Here is a 13,908-nt window from a genome sequence, read left to right on the forward strand (position 1 = left end):
TCGGCTTCACTCCGCGAGGACGCCGGCGGCGATACGGAACGCGGTGTTCGCGTCGGGCACCCCGCAGTAGATCGCGCACTGCAGGAGCACCTCCTTGATCTCCTCGACGGACAGGCCGTTGCGGCGGGCGGCCCGCACGTGCATGGCGAGTTCCTCGTGGTGTCCCCGCGCGACGAGCGCGGTGAGGGTGATCATGGAGCGCGATCTGCGGTCCAGGCCGGGACGGGTCCAGATCTCGCCCCAGGCGTAGCGGGTGATCAGGTCCTGGAAATCTGCGGTGAACGCGGTGGTTCCTGCGACGGCGCGGTCGACGTGCGCATCGCCGAGAACCTCACGCCGAACTACCATCCCGTCGTCGTACGTGCTCATGGTGTCTCCTTCAGATAGGCGGCCGCGCGGTGCAGTGCGGCATCGATGCGCTGATCGGCCGCGCCGGTGTAGGTGGCGGCGGGCTGGTGACCCGCCAGCGTGGCCATGGCCTGCTGCTCGGCGTCGATGCCCGCGGCGGCGGCGAGATTGTCTGTGGCCCGACCGGCGTCGAACTGCAACCCGGCCACCAGATCAGCGGCCTGGTCGGCGGCCGCGACGGTGTGCCGGACCAACGTCCGCAGCGCGGCCCACTCGGCGTGCCAGCCGCCGTCGGCGCGCTCGTCGACCGATGCCGCCGACGCGGCGTGCAGTGTCGCGGCCAACGGGGGTGCGGTCAGCGCCGCGCGACGCAGCAGCACGGTCAGGACCGGGTTGCTCTTGTGCGGCATCGTCGAGGACCCGCCGCCTGTGCCTTCGACGAGTTCACCGGTGCGCGCAGCGGCCGCGATGTCGTTGGCGATGTGCCCCCACGCGTCGCAGAGAGTGACCAGCGCGTCGCCGAAACGCGTCAGTCGCGAGCGCGAGGTGTGCCACGGAAGTGCTTGCCGGAGGCCGAGTTTCGAGGCGAGCGAGACTGACATCGCCAGCGCGGCCTCGGCCGAGCCCGCCAGTTCGGTCGCGGCGGCCATGGTCCCGGCGGCGCCGCCGGCCTGCACCGCCGGCTCCGGTACGCACTCCAGGGTGTCCACGGCGTCGAGCACCGCGTCCAGCCATACCGCGAACTTCAAGCCCGCGGTGCCCGGTAGTGCCGGCTGGGTCAGCGTGCGGGTGAGCAGCGGGTCGTGCCGGTGATTCCGCGCCAGCTCGGCCAAGGTTCGCACGTGCCTGCTCAGCTGCGCGCGCAGCACGGTCAGGGCGTCGCGCACACACAGCATCAGCGCGGTGTCGAGGACATCCTGACTCGTCAGTCCGCGGTGCAGCCACCGGGCGGTCTCGTCGCCGGCCCGTGACCGCAGCAGGGCGACGAGGCCGGTGACGGGGTTGCCGTCCTGTTCAGCTCCCACGGCGAGGCTCGCCATGTCCGTCGTCGCGACGAGGGTCCGCAGATCGGCCGCCGCCGAGGGCGGGGCGATCGCGTGCTCCACCAGCACGTCGAGCCACGCGTGCTCGACGTCGGCGAGTGCGGTGAGGAACGCCTCGTCGCTCATGACGGTGCCGGCGCGGTGATCGCCGGGCCAGAACATGTCGGTCATGGTCACTGGCCCGGGTAGCGCAGGAACACCGTTTCGTCGGGGCCCTGTAGCGACACGTCAAATCGCAGTCCTGTGGCGTCGCGCTCGGCGATCAACGTGAGTCGCCGGTCGGCGGGCAGGGATGCCAGCAGCGGATCACTGTCCAGCGCCGGACCGGGTACGTACGCGCGGGTGAACAGTCGATTGAGTAAGCCCCGACCGAACACGGTCACCATGATGAACGCGGCCCGATCCGCCTCCGCCGCAGCGGGTTCCACGGTGGAGAAGCAGAAATGCCCGGCATCGTCGGTTGCAGCGCGTCCCCAACCGGTGAACGTCCAGCCGTCGCGGTGCAGCGACCCCGCCTGCCGCGGCACGACGCCGTCGGGGCCGGTTTGCCAGATCTCGAGCAGCGCGTCGGGGACGGGTTGGCCGTCGCCGTCGGTCACGGTGCCGTGGAACCGGATCGCACCGGGCGACGACGGCGGCACGAGTTCGTTGCCGCGGTCGAACGGCAACGCGTAACCGTAGAAGGGGCCGATGGTCTGTCCCGGTGTCGGGGCGTGGAGGGTGCTCATGACTCGTCCTCCTCGAACACGGTGCGCTGTGCTCCGGTCAGCACGATGTCCCACCGATAGCCGGTGCACCACTCGTGCGTGGCGACGTCGTGATCGTAGGTGGCGACCAGACGGTCGCGGGCCTTCTGGTCGGTGATCGACTGGTAGATGGGGTCCAGCGCGAACAGGGGATCGCCGGGGAAGTACATCTGCGTGATCATCCGCTGCGTGAAATCCGTTCCGAACAGCGAGAAGTGGATGTGGGCGGGGCGCCACGCGTTGTGGTGGTTCTTCCACGGGTACGGACCGGGCTTGATGGTCGTGAACGAGTAGTTCCCGTAGTCGTCGGTCAGGCATCGGCCCACGCCGGTGAAGTTGGGGTCCAGCGGGGCGGCATGCTGATCACGCTTGTGCGCATAGCGCCCGGCGGCGTTGGCCTGCCAGATCTCGACGAGCTGGCGACGCACCGGGCGACCGGCGCCGTCGACGATGCGGCCGGTGACGATGATCCGCTCACCGATCGGGGCGCCGCTGTGCGCGATGGTGAGGTCGGCTTCCGAAGCGTGCACGTCGCTGCGGCCGAACACCGGGGACCACAGCTCGATGCCCTCGGGGTCTGCGTGGTGCAGGTCCTTGGTGGGGTGGCGCAGCAGGCTGCTGCGGTAGGGCGCGTAGTCCAGCCGGGGCTGTGTCTCCTCGCGGCCCGAGCGCAGGTAGGCCGACTCGATCGCCGCCATCTCGGCACTGATCTGCGCCTGGCTCGCCGACGCGCTGTCGGGGTCGGTGTCGATGATTGCTGTCATGGGCACGACGCTAGGCGGTATCGATAGCCGGACGGAAGGTTAGACTTCCGCTGAGCGGAAGGAACCTACGAATGGCTGGAAACGCCTCAACGGCGGGCGTCACGGTGGCCCAACGTTTGCTGGCCATCGTCAGCGCATTCGACGAGAGGCATCGCGCGCTCGCGCTCACCGACCTCGCGCAGCGGGCGGATCTCGCGCTGCCCACTGCCCACCGCCTCGTCGGGGAACTGCTCGGGGGCGGGGCACTCGAGCGCCGCCCCGACGGCCGGTACGTGGTCGGGCGGTTGCTGTGGCAAGCCGGCCTCCTCGCCCCCGTGACGGGGCGGCTGACGCAGGTCGCGGAGCCGTTCGTGAGCGATGTGTATGCCGCGACGCTGGCTACGGTCCACCTCGCGGTGCGTGACGACGATCAAGTGCTCTACCTGTATCGGCTGGCGGGCCGGGCGTCGGTGCCCATCGTGTCCACGGTCGGCAGCAGATTGCCGATGCATTGCACGGGAGTGGGGAAGGTCCTGCTGGCGCATGCGCCCGCCGACGTCCGCGAACGCGTGATGGTGAATTTGCGGCGGGTCACTCCCCAGACGATCACCTCGCCGCGTGTCCTCGACGCTCAACTGGAGCGGATTCGACGTGATGGCATCGCCATGACCGCCGAGGAGATGTCACTGGGCGCGTGTTCGCTGGCGGTGCCGGTGATCCAGGCCTCCGACAATGCCGTGGCGGCCGCGCTGGGGGTGGTGGTACCCACCCTCAAGCGCGACCGCCAACGATTGATCGGTGCACTGCAGGTCGCCGCCCGGGGTATCGGGCGGCTCCTGTAGATCAGTGCGAGACGAGCGTCTTCGAGGTCGTCACGGTGGAGTGGCCGAGCTCGGCCGTCGGGACATCCTTCGTCTCACGCGCGGTGAGCGCTGCGCCGGCGGAGATCAGGCAGACCACGGCGGTGAAGATGCTGATGACAACCCAGCCACCTTCGCGGACACCGCCGAGCGCGGTGACGATCGACGGCGCGAAGCCGGCGAGCAGGAAGCCGAGCTGCGTACCGATCGCCATACCCGAGAACCGGACCTGGGTCGAGAACATCTCGCCGTAGAACGACGGCCAGACCGCGTTGGCCGCTGCGTAGCCGAACGAGAACGTCGCGATGGCCAGCGCGAAGGTGAGCAGGTGATTGCCCTGGCTCATCGAGAGCATGTAGAAGGGCATCAGGACGGCCGAGGCGAGAGCGCCGTAGATGAAGACCGGTTTGCGACCGATCTGGTCGGCGAGCTTGCCGAACAGCGGCTGGGTGAACAGGGCGCCCACGTTGGCGGCCACGACGAGCCACAGCGTCAGATCGGCGTCCAGCCCGACCTTCTTGCCGTAGGCCAATGCGAGGTTGGCGAACACCGTCGAGACGGCGGCGATGAAGGCGCAGAGAACGACGCGCAGGACGTCACGCCAGTGGTGGCGCATCAGGGGCACGAGCGGCATGCGGGCGATGGTCCCGGCGTTCTTGGCTTCGGTGAACTGCGGGGTCTCGTGCAGTTGGCGGCGGATGAAGTAGGCGACCACGACCACCGCGGCCGAAAGCCAGAACGGGACACGCCAACCCCAGCTGTACTTCGCCTCGTCGGGCAGGGCCATGAACGGGATCATCACCAGCGAGGCGAGGATCAGACCGCCCTGGGTGCCTGTCAACGTCCACGAGGTGAAGAAGGCGCGTCGCTCGTCGGGGGAGTGTTCGAGGGTCAGTGAGCTCGCACCCGCCTGTTCGCCGGCGGCCGAAAGGCCTTGCAGCAGGCGACAAATCACGAGAAGTGCCGGTGCGGCCCAGCCGATGGTGGCGAAGGTGGGCAGGCAGCCGATCAAGAACGTCGACAGGCCCATCAGCACGAGGGTGAACATCAGGACCCGTTGCCGACCCATGCGATCGCCGAAATGGCCGAGGATGACGGCGCCCACGGGACGAGCGATGTAGGCGAAGCCGAACGTGGCGAACGACATCACCAGGGCTGCTTCATCGCCGGAGGGGAAGAACACCTGAGGGAAGATCAGTGCGGCTGCCGAGCCGAACAGGAAGAAGTCGTAGTACTCGACTGCGCTGCCCATGAAGCTGGCGAGCGCAGCCCGCCTGGGCGTCTTCTCGGGGAGGGCCCCGGGTTCGTGGGTGGTGGTCATCGGTGACTCCTTTGGCGAATTGTGCCGGATGGCGGGTTTCTTGCGGGCTGAACTGGTCAGTCGACGACCAGGGAGCGGAAGTGCTTGGACATCCGTTCCGCGTCGGGGGTGATTCCGGTGATGAGGGCGAACGCATCGGTGGCCTGGTGCACTGCCATGTGGCCGCCGTCGAGCGTGCGGCATCCCGCGGCCCGCGCGGCCTGTAGCAACGCGGTGTTCAGCGGGCGGTACACGATGTCGGCCACCCAGAGCCGCGGGTGCAGTAGCTCGGCGGGGAAGGCCATGCCCGGGTGAGCGGCCATACCGGTCGGGGTGGCGTGCACGACGCCGTCGCTGACGGGCAGCAGGTCTGGGAGGTCGTCGAACCCCGCCGCCATCACCCGGGCGTGGGGATGCCGGGTGCCGAGGTCCGCGGCGAGCTGCCCGGCGCGGGTGAGGTCGAGATCGACGATGTGGAGGTTGAGGCAGCCGAGCCGAACCAGCGCGTCGGCGACCGCGGTGCCCGCCCCGCCGGCGCCGACGAGGACCACCGTGTCTGTCGCCGCGTCGGGCAGGCCTTCGGCGAAACCGTGGGCGAAGCCGGTGACGTCGGTGTTGTGACCCCGCGTGCGTCCGTCGGCATCGAAGACGACGGTGTTGACCGCGCCGAGGGCCGCCGCGGCGGGGTCGATGTCGTCGAGGTGTGCGAGCACCAGTTGCTTGCAGGGGTGGGTGATGTTCAGCGCGTCGAATCCGAGCGCTCGCGCCCAGGACACCACCTCGCCGATGCGGGTGGGGGAGATGGCCAGCTCGTCCAGGTCGATCGTGCGGTACACGTAGTCGAGTCCCTGTGCTCGCGCCTCGGTCATGTGCAGTGCGGGGGTGAGCGAGGGGCCGACGCCGGTGCCGACGAGACCGACGAGGTAGGGACGCGGGTTCATGCGAGCCTCTCTTAATGTACTAACTGGTTAGTACGCAAAGTAGAGCACTGTGGTGCCGGTCGCGTCAAGAGCGAATTGTGATCGGGCCCATATCCCGCTCCCGGCGCGAGCAGACGCGACCTCGCGCGAAAAAGGGGTCGCGGCGCGCGAGGTCGCGTCTGTCCCCAACGTCGTGGGGTCAACGCGGGGAACGGCTCAGGCGGGGGCGGTCAGCCAGCCCACGACGACGTCGCCGATCATCCTGCGCAGGTGGGCGCGCTGGGAGATGTCGGTCAGGTCGATGTCGAAGAGATAGCCGAAGGTGTAGCGGTTGGCCACCTGGAACACGCAGTACGCGCTGATCACCAGGTGGACGTCCAGCGCGGTGACGTCCGACCGGAAAGCGCCGGCGTCCCGTCCGTCCCGCAGGATCTCGTTGAGCAGGGACGTCGCCGGCTGGGAGAGCTCCGGCAGTTCCCGTAACTGCCGAATGAATTCGCCGCGGTGGATGTTCTCGATCGACACCAGGCGGACGAACGCGTCGTGGGCGATGTGATGGTCGAACGTCACCTCGGCCAGCCGGCGGATCGCCTCGACGGGATTGGCGTGGTCGACGGTGAGCTTCTGTTCCGCCTGCCGGATGCCGCGGTAGGCGTCTTCCAGAACTGCCAGGTAGAGCTGCTCTTTACCGCCGAAGTAGTAGTAGATCATCCGTTTGGTGGTGCGGGTGCGCTCGGCGATCTCGTCGACCCGGGCGCCGGAGTATCCCGATTCCGCGAACACCTCGGTGGCCACGGCCAGCAGCTCGGACCGGGTGCGCTCGGCATCCCGCTGCAGTTCGGCTTTCGGCTTGGCGGCCATGCTGGCTGAGCTTACTGTTCGCCGACGGGAACGATCAGCAGTCTTCCGTCCTAATGAACTAATTGGTACATTGCTGTGATGAAGACCTCGATCGCCACCGTCTCGCTCTCTGGATCACTGGTCGAGAAGCTGCACGCATGTGCGGCCGCGGGTTTCGACGGAGTCGAGATCTTCGAGCCCGACCTGATCGCCGGGGCCCACTCGCCGGAGGAGATCCGGGCCCTGGCCCGTCGCCTCGGTCTCACCCTCGACCTGTACCAGCCGCTGCGTGATCTCGAGGGCGTCGACGAGACCACGTTCGCCGACAATCTGCGGCGCGCCGCGGCCACCTTCGCCACCGCCCAGCGCCTCGGCATCGAGACCGTCCTGGTGTGCAGCAACGTGGCGACCGCGACGGTCGACTCGGACGAGGTCTCCGCCGGTCAGCTCCGCCGCATCGGCGACGTCGCGCAGACCTACGGTGTGCGGATCGCGTTCGAGGCGTTGGCCTGGGGCCGCTTCATCGACGACTACCGGCGCGCCTGGCGCGTCGTCGAGCTCGCCGACCACCCCGCCGTCGGGGTGTGCCTGGACAGCTTCCACGTGCTGTCCCTGGGGCACGATCCGGCGCAGATCACCGAGATCCCCGCCGACAAGATCTTCTACCTGCAGCTCGCCGATGCGCCCGCGCTGACGATGGACGTGCTGTCGTGGAGCCGTCACCACCGACTGTTCCCGGGCGAAGGGGCCTTCGATCTGACCCGCTTCGTGAGCTGCGTGCTCGCCGCGGGCTACACCGGGCCGCTCTCGCTGGAGGTGTTCAACGACACCTTCCGCCAGACCGACCCCGGGCACACCGCGATCCACGCACTGCGCTCACTGAAGTGGTTGCAGGACAAGGTGGCTGTCGCCAACCCGGAGGGCTGGCGGCCCGATCTCGCGACGCTGACCGCGGCCAAGCCGCCCACGGCGTTCGACTTCGTCGAGCTCAAGGCCGAGGACACCAGCGAGGTCGAGGTGTTGTTGGGGCAGCTCGGGTTCACGATGCGGGGCAGGCATCGCACCAAGCCGGTGGCGCTGTGGTCGGCAGGGGATGCGCGCATCGTGCTCAACGAACAGCAGGCGCGCGATCGCGCTCCGCATGTCGCGGCCGTCGGCCTGCAGGTGCCCGACGCCGGCGCCACCTCGGCCAGGGCTGCTCAGCTGATGGCGCCGGTGGCCTACCGTCGCACCTACGCCTCGGAACAGCCCTTCGGCGCCGCCGTCGCACCCGACGGCACCGAGTTCTACTGGATCCCCGAGGCGCACGGCGCACCCGAGTGGGTCGCTGAATTCGACGGCGGCGTCGCCGATGTCGAGCCCAGCCCCATCCGTGCGATCGACCACGCCAACCTCACGCAACCCTGGCAGACCGCCGAAGACACCGTTCTGTTCCTGCGCAGTGTGTTCGGTCTGAGCCCCGACGCGCCCGCCGAGGTGCCGGGACCGACTGGCCTGATCCGCAGCCAGGTGATGCGCACCGAGGACGGCGCGGTCCGCATCCCGCTCAACGTCGCGCCTCATGTCCTCGACCATTCCGGGCTCGCCCAGCACGTCGCGTTCTCCTGCTCCGATGTCGTCGGCGTGGCGCAGCGCGCGGCCGACCGCGGCTTGTCATTCCTTCCGGTGTCGGACAACTACTACGACTACCTGCAGGGCCGATTCGGGCTCAGCGCCGACGAGGTGGCGCAGCTGCGGGCCCTCAACCTGCTCTACGACCGGGTACCGGGCTCACCCGGGGACTACTTCGTGCACTTCTACACCCGCACGGTCGGGTCGGTGTTCTTCGAGTTCGTGCAGCGGTTCGGCCACTACGACGGCTACGGAACCGACAATGCCCCCGTCCGGCTCGCCGCCCAGCGGCGATGACATCTGCTCGGCTCGCCACTCGCCGGAGCCGCGCCGGTACCGTACGACCGTGACCACACGCCGCCTCCTCCTCGTCAACGGGCCGAACCTCAACCTGCTCGGCACCCGGCAGCCCGAGGTGTACGGATCGACCACGCTCGCCCAGATCGAGGCGAGGGTGAGCGAGGTGGCCGCAGAACACGATCTGGCTGTGCGCGCGGTGCAGAGCAACCACGAGGGCGAACTCATCGACGCGATCCAGGCGGCCCGCAAGGACTGCGTGGCGATCGTGATCAACCCGGCGGCCTACAGCCACACCTCGGTCGCCATCGCCGACGCGCTGCGCTCGGTCGACCTGCCGGTCGCCGAAGTGCACCTGAGCAATATCCATGCGCGCGAACAGTTTCGGCACCACTCCTACGTGTCTGCCGTCGCCGACATGGTGGTCGCCGGCGCCGGACCGCTCGGCTACGAGATGGCGGTCCGCTACCTCGCGGACAGGCTCGCGCCGTGACGCCGGGGCCGGTGCGGGTGGCCGGTGTGATCGCCGCACTGCAGGGCGCGCTCGCACTGGTGACGGCGATCGTGCTGGTCGTGCGGGAAGCCGCGGGACACCACGAGACGGCGATCAGCGGCTACGGCACCGCGGTGTGGTTCGCGGTCATGGGGTCGGCCGTCGCGGCCGCCGGCTGGGCCCTGCTGACCGGGCGGCGGTGGGGCCGCGGCATCGCGGTGTTCGCCAATCTCGTCTTGCTGGGTGTGGCCTGGTACGTGTACAGCTCCGGACGGCTCGGCTATGCCGTCGTGGTGGCTGCCGCGTCGATCGCGGTACTGGGGTTGTTGTTCAGCCCCGCGGGGCTGGCCTGGTTCACTCAGGCGGATTCCGATGCGAGCGCGGACAATTCGGGTCCCGACACCCGGTAGGTGATCCACTCGCTCTGCGGACGTCCGCCCACCCCGTCGTAGAGGGCGATCGCGTTGGTGTTCCAATCGAGCACCGCCCAGGTGAGCCGGGTGTAGCCGTGATCCACGCACTCGCGCGCCAATCTGGCCAACAGTCGGCGGGCCAGCCCGCGCCGACGGAATTCGGGCCGGACGAACAGGTCTTCGAGGTAGACGCCTGCCACGCCGTCCCAGGTGGAGAAGTTACGGAACCACAGCGCGCCGCCGGCGGCCTGGCCGTCGACCTCGGCCAGCAGGCCGTAGACCACCGGGTTCTCGCCGAAAAGAGCGTCCCGCAACTGGGTTTCGGTGACCGTGCACTCCGCCGATGCCTTCTCGAACGCGGCCAGTTCATGGATCATCGCGGTCAACTCCGCTTCGTCACCCGGGCGCACGACCCGAATCGACTCACTCATCGCGCACTCCCAACGCTGCCAGAATCGTCTTGAATTTCGTTGTGGTCTCGGCCAACTCGTCGTCGGGGTCGGATTCTGCGACGATGCCGCCCCCGGAATGCGCGACGGCGGAGCGACGGTCGGCCGACAACTGCGCGCAGCGGATCGACACGACCCAGCGGCCGTCGCCGCGTTGATCGCACCAGCCCACCGTGCCGGCGTAGAAACCGCGATCGCCTTCGAGTTCGGCGATCAGTTCCGTCGCCGCCGCGGTCGGAGCGCCCCCGACGGCCGGGGTCGGGTGCAGGGCGACCGCCAGGTCCAGCGCCGTGGTCGACGTCTCACGCAGACGGCCGGTGATCGGGGTGTAGAGGTGCCACACCGCGGCGGTCTTGGTCAGGTGCGGTTGCTCGGCGATCTGCAGGTCGGTGCACAGCGGGTCCAGGGCGTCGCGCAGCGCGTCGACCACGAGCTGGTGCTCGTGCCGGTTCTTGGCCGAATCGGCCAATGCTGCACCGCTTTTCGCGTCGGCATCGGGATCGGCGAGTCGCGGCGCCGAGCCCGCGAACGGTCGGCAGGTCACCTGCTGGCCGCGGCGCGCCACCAGCAACTCCGGGCTGGCCCCGATAAGTGCCGCACCGGAATGGCCCTCGCCCGCCGCCGACAGGTCGACCAGGTACTTGACCGCCTGCCCGTCGTTACCCGCGAGCCGGTGCAACAGTGTGCGCGCGTCGAGCGGTCCCTCCGCCCCGACCGTCAATGCGCGGGCGAGCACCACCTTGTGCAGCGCCGTCGCCGGATCGGCGAGGCGCTCCAGAGCGACCGCGACGCGACGACGGTGTTCCTGAGCGTCGGGCGTCGTCGCGGTGATGCGCGCCGCCGGGAGTTCACGCAGCGGCCACGCGGGCAGGTCGGGGGTGAAGCGGATGGTCTGCGGCCGGATCAGTGCCGCCGGTTGGCTCAGGTCGAACGGCAACGCCCCGACGATGACCGGTGCGCTGTGTGACGCGAGCGCGGCCCGTGCGTCGGCGATCCGGGGGAACGCGGTGTGCACGCCGTCGGCGACCACCACCTCGCCCGGTCCGGCCAGGACGAACGTCGGCTCTCGTGTCACGTGGACACGGCCGGGTCGGGACGACCGGTCAGGCCCAGCGCGCTGAGCTGACGCACCCCGTGCTCGAAGCCGCACACCGCGATCGACACGGCCGGCATCGCGAAGCGGATGCCTTCGTAGACGGGTTGTTCGATCCAGCGGGTGATCACCGCGCGGGAGAAGTGGCCGTGGCCGACGAACACCACGTCGCGGGTCTCCATGTGCTCGAGTGCGACCGCGATCGCGCGGTCGGCACGTTCGCAGACCTGCGCCGTGGTCTCCCCGCCGGGACAGCCATGCGTCCACACCAGCCAGTTCGGTACCGCCTTGCGGATCTCCTCGGTCGTGGTGCCCTCGTAGTCGCCGTAGTCCCACTCACTGATCAGCGGATTGACCTCGTCGATGTGCAGTCCTGCGAGCTCGGCGGTGGTCCGGGCGCGCACCCGCGGGCTGCTGATCACGAAGGGGTTCTGCAGGCGCAGCTGGCCGACCGTCTCGGCGGCGGCGGAGGCCTGAGCGCGCCCGTGCTCGGTGAGCTCCAGTTCCGTGCGTCCGGTGTGCTTCCCGGATTTCGACCATTCGGTCTCGCCGTGGCGAAGCAGGATCAGCCGGTGTTGCAGAAGTGCCACAGTGTTCGATTCTGCCGCACGGCCCGGTTTCTGCCGCACGCGCGGCACCACCGAACGGCGCGGTCGGGGCAGGTCGTGCCAAGATGGGTGCTGTGACGCGGGTATTGGCGGTCGCCAATCAAAAGGGTGGGGTCGCCAAGACGACGACGGTGGCGTCGCTGGGTGCGGCGATGGTGCAGATGGGCAAGCGAGTGCTGCTCGTCGACCTGGATCCGCAGGGCTGTCTGACGTTCTCGCTGGGGCAGGACCCCGACAAGCTCGCGGTCTCGGTGCACGAGGTACTCCTCGGCGACGTCGAGCCCGACGCCGCGCTGGTCGACACCGCGGAGGGGATGACCCTGCTGCCGGCCAACATCGACCTCGCCGGCGCGGAGGCCATGCTGCTGATGCGGGCGGGCCGCGAATACGCCCTCAAGCGGGCGCTGGCGAAGCTGACCGACCGCTTCGACGTGGTGATCATCGACTGCCCGCCCTCGCTGGGCGTGCTCACCCTCAACGGACTGACCGCGGCCGACGATGTGGTGGTCCCGCTGCAGTGCGAGACGCTGGCGCACCGCGGCGTGGGTCAGTTCCTGCGCACCATCAATGACGTGCAGCAGATCACCAACGCCGATCTGACGCTGCTCGGCGCGCTGCCCACGCTGTACGACTCACGCACCACCCACAGCCGGGACGTTCTGTTCGACGTCGCCGACCGCTACGGGCTGCCGGTGCTGGCGCCGCCGATTCCGCGCACCGTGCGCTTCGCGGAGGCCAGCGCGTCGGGGTCCTCGGTGTTGACGGGCCGCAAGAACAAGGGCGCGGTCGCGTACCGGGAATTCGCCGAGTCGCTGCTCAAGCACTGGAAGAACGGCAAGGCGCTGGCGACGTTCACCCCCGAGCTCTAGTTGTCTGGTCGGACTCCTTAACGCGGCTCGTACCTCGCCGCTTGATCGTCGCCCTCCTAGCCCGACAGCGCGACGATCTCGTCGCCCCTCTGCTCCACCACCATCGATCCCGCGACCGCCGGCACCACCGGCCCGCTCACAGGTGGGCGCTGCAGCGCGATGTGGCGCTCACCGGCGCCGGTCACCGGGTCGAACACGTCGTAGCCCGTCGTGACCGGCACGAGCAGGCGGCCCGCCATGATCGTCGCAGGGCCCACGGGCTTGTTCGGCCCTGACGCGGCGACGGTGTAGCGATAGCGAAAGTCGTTGGCGGAGAACACCATCACGGCATCACCGGTCCACCACGTGATCAGGTCCCCGACGCGCGACATCGTCGCGTCGGCCGAGGGCGCGCCAGGCACCACGGTGCTGTCGATCGTCGCGCCGGTCTCGTCGACGACGTCGAGGCGAGGCTTCGGGGTGGGCACGTAGAGCGCCGTCGTGGTGTCCGACACCGCCACCACGCGCGCACCGGTGCCGTCGGTCACCCCCTTCTGCGGCACGTACTTCAGCTCCGGGGTGTCCTCTTCGTCGGACGGTCGCAGCAGCGTCAGCCGCAGATCGGGCTGGTCGGGGCACGCCTCGAGGACCGACACCGCCGTGGAACTCGCCGCGGCCGAGGTGAAGCGGCACTGCGGGGAAGCGGGCTTGCCCGGGTTCAGAGGCGCGTCGAGCGCGCCGTAGCTGAGCATCCGCACCAGGTCCGAACGCCACATCTCCAGGCGGGTGTCCCCGGCGGACAGCACGGTGGTGCCGTCACCGGACAGCGTCACCTGCTTGTCGGTGAAGCTGGTCCGGGTGGGCCCACGCATCCCGGTGCGGGCGTCCACGGCGCTGACCTGCCCGCATCCCCGCACGTCGGGATAGACGGCGACGGCGTAGTTGTAGACCCACGTGACCCCGCACAGGTCGAGGTCGCGGGTGTAGCTCCACAGGGTGTTGCCGGTGGCCGGGTCGCGGCCGTCCATGGTGCGGCCGTCGCCGGTGACCACCGCGCCGGCGACGACGAGTGGCTGGCTGGTCCGGGCGCTCGGCGCAGCCCACACCTGGCGCAGCGTCGCCGGGACGGCAGTGGCAGGGGCCAGCGTGGGCACCGGCGTCACCGCGGGCGTGCTGATGGTGGCCCTGGCGTCGCTGGTCCACCAGATGATCGCTGCGACGATCGCGACGACAGCGGCGATCGCCACCGCCGCCACCACGTCTGCGCGGGTGCGGCGCTCGGGTCTGACCATGCGG

16 protein-coding genes are annotated in these 13,908 nt (G+C 69.3%); 5 read left to right on the plus strand and 11 right to left on the minus strand.

From position 1 onward, the window contains the following. Window positions 1–6: 6 nt before the first annotated feature. The 4 genes from pcaC to pcaH are packed head-to-tail and all read right to left on the minus strand — an operon-like array spanning window position 7 to window position 2,901. Window positions 7–369 (minus strand): 4-carboxymuconolactone decarboxylase, encoded by a 363-nt coding sequence (pcaC, locus tag PGN37_RS09505; RefSeq protein ID WP_335330786.1) that lies wholly within the window; start codon window positions 367–369, stop codon window positions 7–9. After that, window positions 366–1,562, minus strand: a complete 1,197-nt coding sequence (locus PGN37_RS09510) for a lyase family protein (protein WP_335330787.1) — start codon at window positions 1,560–1,562, stop codon at window positions 366–368. Before PGN37_RS09510 ends, pcaC begins: the two co-directional genes overlap by 4 nt. A gap of 2 nt (window positions 1,563–1,564) precedes the next feature. Continuing rightward, window positions 1,565–2,119, minus strand: coding sequence for a protocatechuate 3,4-dioxygenase subunit alpha (pcaG, locus tag PGN37_RS09515; RefSeq protein WP_335330788.1), 555 nt, complete (start codon window positions 2,117–2,119; stop codon window positions 1,565–1,567). After that, complete coding sequence (gene pcaH, locus PGN37_RS09520; RefSeq protein WP_335330789.1) at window positions 2,116–2,901, minus strand: protocatechuate 3,4-dioxygenase subunit beta; 786 nt, start codon at window positions 2,899–2,901, stop codon at window positions 2,116–2,118. Before pcaH ends, pcaG begins: the two co-directional genes overlap by 4 nt. A 71-nt stretch (window positions 2,902–2,972) precedes the next feature. On the opposite strand from pcaH, the gene PGN37_RS09525 reads away from it, so the two are divergent. After that, on the plus strand, window positions 2,973–3,722 hold the full coding sequence (locus PGN37_RS09525) for an IclR family transcriptional regulator (RefSeq protein ID WP_335330790.1): 750 nt from the start codon (window positions 2,973–2,975) through the stop codon (window positions 3,720–3,722). A gap of 1 nt (window position 3,723) precedes the next feature. Here the strand turns inward: PGN37_RS09525 and PGN37_RS09530 are convergent, their stop codons facing one another. From PGN37_RS09530 to PGN37_RS09540, 3 genes are all read right to left on the minus strand, one after another. Then, a complete protein-coding gene (locus tag PGN37_RS09530; protein ID WP_335330791.1) occupies window positions 3,724–5,061 on the minus strand; it encodes an MFS transporter in 1,338 nt (445 codons plus the stop codon). Between the two features lie 56 nt (window positions 5,062–5,117). After that, on the minus strand, window positions 5,118–5,981 hold the full coding sequence (locus tag PGN37_RS09535; protein ID WP_335330792.1) for a shikimate dehydrogenase: 864 nt from the start codon (window positions 5,979–5,981) through the stop codon (window positions 5,118–5,120). Between the two features lie 195 nt (window positions 5,982–6,176). Next, window positions 6,177–6,821: a TetR/AcrR family transcriptional regulator gene (locus PGN37_RS09540; RefSeq protein WP_335330793.1), complete on the minus strand. Its 645-nt coding sequence runs from the start codon at window positions 6,819–6,821 to the stop codon at window positions 6,177–6,179. A gap of 78 nt (window positions 6,822–6,899) precedes the next feature. On the opposite strand from PGN37_RS09540, the gene PGN37_RS09545 reads away from it, so the two are divergent. The 3 genes from PGN37_RS09545 to PGN37_RS09555 are packed head-to-tail and all read left to right on the plus strand — an operon-like array spanning window position 6,900 to window position 9,611. Then, window positions 6,900–8,708, plus strand: coding sequence for a bifunctional sugar phosphate isomerase/epimerase/4-hydroxyphenylpyruvate dioxygenase family protein (locus tag PGN37_RS09545; RefSeq protein WP_335330794.1), 1,809 nt, complete (start codon window positions 6,900–6,902; stop codon window positions 8,706–8,708). Between the two features lie 49 nt (window positions 8,709–8,757). Continuing rightward, window positions 8,758–9,201 (plus strand): type II 3-dehydroquinate dehydratase, encoded by a 444-nt coding sequence (gene aroQ / locus PGN37_RS09550; protein ID WP_335330795.1) that lies wholly within the window; start codon window positions 8,758–8,760, stop codon window positions 9,199–9,201. Continuing rightward, the gene (locus tag PGN37_RS09555) at window positions 9,198–9,611 is read left to right on the plus strand and encodes a hypothetical protein (protein ID WP_335330796.1); all 414 of its coding nucleotides are present in this window, start codon (window positions 9,198–9,200) and stop codon (window positions 9,609–9,611) included. The genes aroQ and PGN37_RS09555 overlap by 4 nt, the downstream gene beginning before the upstream one ends. On the opposite strand, the gene PGN37_RS09560 is transcribed toward PGN37_RS09555, so the two are convergent. The 3 genes from PGN37_RS09560 to PGN37_RS09570 are packed head-to-tail and all read right to left on the minus strand — an operon-like array spanning window position 9,560 to window position 11,746. Then, window positions 9,560–10,045, minus strand: a complete 486-nt coding sequence (locus PGN37_RS09560; RefSeq protein WP_335330797.1) for a GNAT family N-acetyltransferase — start codon at window positions 10,043–10,045, stop codon at window positions 9,560–9,562. The genes PGN37_RS09555 and PGN37_RS09560 overlap by 52 nt on opposite strands. After that, complete coding sequence (locus tag PGN37_RS09565; RefSeq protein ID WP_335330798.1) at window positions 10,038–11,138, minus strand: isochorismate synthase; 1,101 nt, start codon at window positions 11,136–11,138, stop codon at window positions 10,038–10,040. Before PGN37_RS09565 ends, PGN37_RS09560 begins: the two co-directional genes overlap by 8 nt. Then, the gene (locus PGN37_RS09570; protein WP_335330799.1) at window positions 11,135–11,746 is read right to left on the minus strand and encodes an acid phosphatase; all 612 of its coding nucleotides are present in this window, start codon (window positions 11,744–11,746) and stop codon (window positions 11,135–11,137) included. Before PGN37_RS09570 ends, PGN37_RS09565 begins: the two co-directional genes overlap by 4 nt. A gap of 83 nt (window positions 11,747–11,829) precedes the next feature. Here PGN37_RS09570 and PGN37_RS09575 point away from each other — a divergent pair, with 83 nt between their 5' ends. Further along, on the plus strand, window positions 11,830–12,633 hold the full coding sequence (locus PGN37_RS09575; protein ID WP_335330800.1) for a ParA family protein: 804 nt from the start codon (window positions 11,830–11,832) through the stop codon (window positions 12,631–12,633). A gap of 56 nt (window positions 12,634–12,689) precedes the next feature. Here the strand turns inward: PGN37_RS09575 and PGN37_RS09580 are convergent, their stop codons facing one another. After that, window positions 12,690–13,904, minus strand: a complete 1,215-nt coding sequence (locus PGN37_RS09580; protein ID WP_335330801.1) for an Rv3212 family protein — start codon at window positions 13,902–13,904, stop codon at window positions 12,690–12,692. Window positions 13,905–13,908: the final 4 nt, after the last annotated feature.

Source organism: Mycobacterium kyogaense, assembly GCF_036946525.1.
Taxonomy (GTDB): domain Bacteria; phylum Actinomycetota; class Actinomycetes; order Mycobacteriales; family Mycobacteriaceae; genus Mycobacterium; species Mycobacterium kyogaense_A.

Excerpts from the sequence above, each read along its gene's own strand:
- pcaC (WP_335330786.1), bottom strand. The coding sequence starts at position 369 with ATGAGCACGTACGACGACGGGATGGTAGTTCGGCGTGAGGTTCTCGGC.
- PGN37_RS09560 (WP_335330797.1), bottom strand. The coding sequence starts at position 10,045 with ATGAGTGAGTCGATTCGGGTCGTGCGCCCGGGTGACGAAGCGGAGTTG.
- pcaH (WP_335330789.1), bottom strand. The coding sequence starts at position 2,901 with ATGACAGCAATCATCGACACCGACCCCGACAGCGCGTCGGCGAGCCAG.
- PGN37_RS09540 (WP_335330793.1), bottom strand. The coding sequence starts at position 6,821 with ATGGCCGCCAAGCCGAAAGCCGAACTGCAGCGGGATGCCGAGCGCACC.
- PGN37_RS09530 (WP_335330791.1), bottom strand. The coding sequence starts at position 5,061 with ATGACCACCACCCACGAACCCGGGGCCCTCCCCGAGAAGACGCCCAGG.
- PGN37_RS09535 (WP_335330792.1), bottom strand. The coding sequence starts at position 5,981 with ATGAACCCGCGTCCCTACCTCGTCGGTCTCGTCGGCACCGGCGTCGGC.
- PGN37_RS09580 (WP_335330801.1), bottom strand. The coding sequence starts at position 13,904 with ATGGTCAGACCCGAGCGCCGCACCCGCGCAGACGTGGTGGCGGCGGTG.
- PGN37_RS09545 (WP_335330794.1), top strand. The coding sequence starts at position 6,900 with ATGAAGACCTCGATCGCCACCGTCTCGCTCTCTGGATCACTGGTCGAG.
- PGN37_RS09510 (WP_335330787.1), bottom strand. The coding sequence starts at position 1,562 with ATGACCGACATGTTCTGGCCCGGCGATCACCGCGCCGGCACCGTCATG.
- pcaG (WP_335330788.1), bottom strand. The coding sequence starts at position 2,119 with ATGAGCACCCTCCACGCCCCGACACCGGGACAGACCATCGGCCCCTTC.
- PGN37_RS09525 (WP_335330790.1), top strand. The coding sequence starts at position 2,973 with ATGGCTGGAAACGCCTCAACGGCGGGCGTCACGGTGGCCCAACGTTTG.
- PGN37_RS09575 (WP_335330800.1), top strand. The coding sequence starts at position 11,830 with ATGGGTGCTGTGACGCGGGTATTGGCGGTCGCCAATCAAAAGGGTGGG.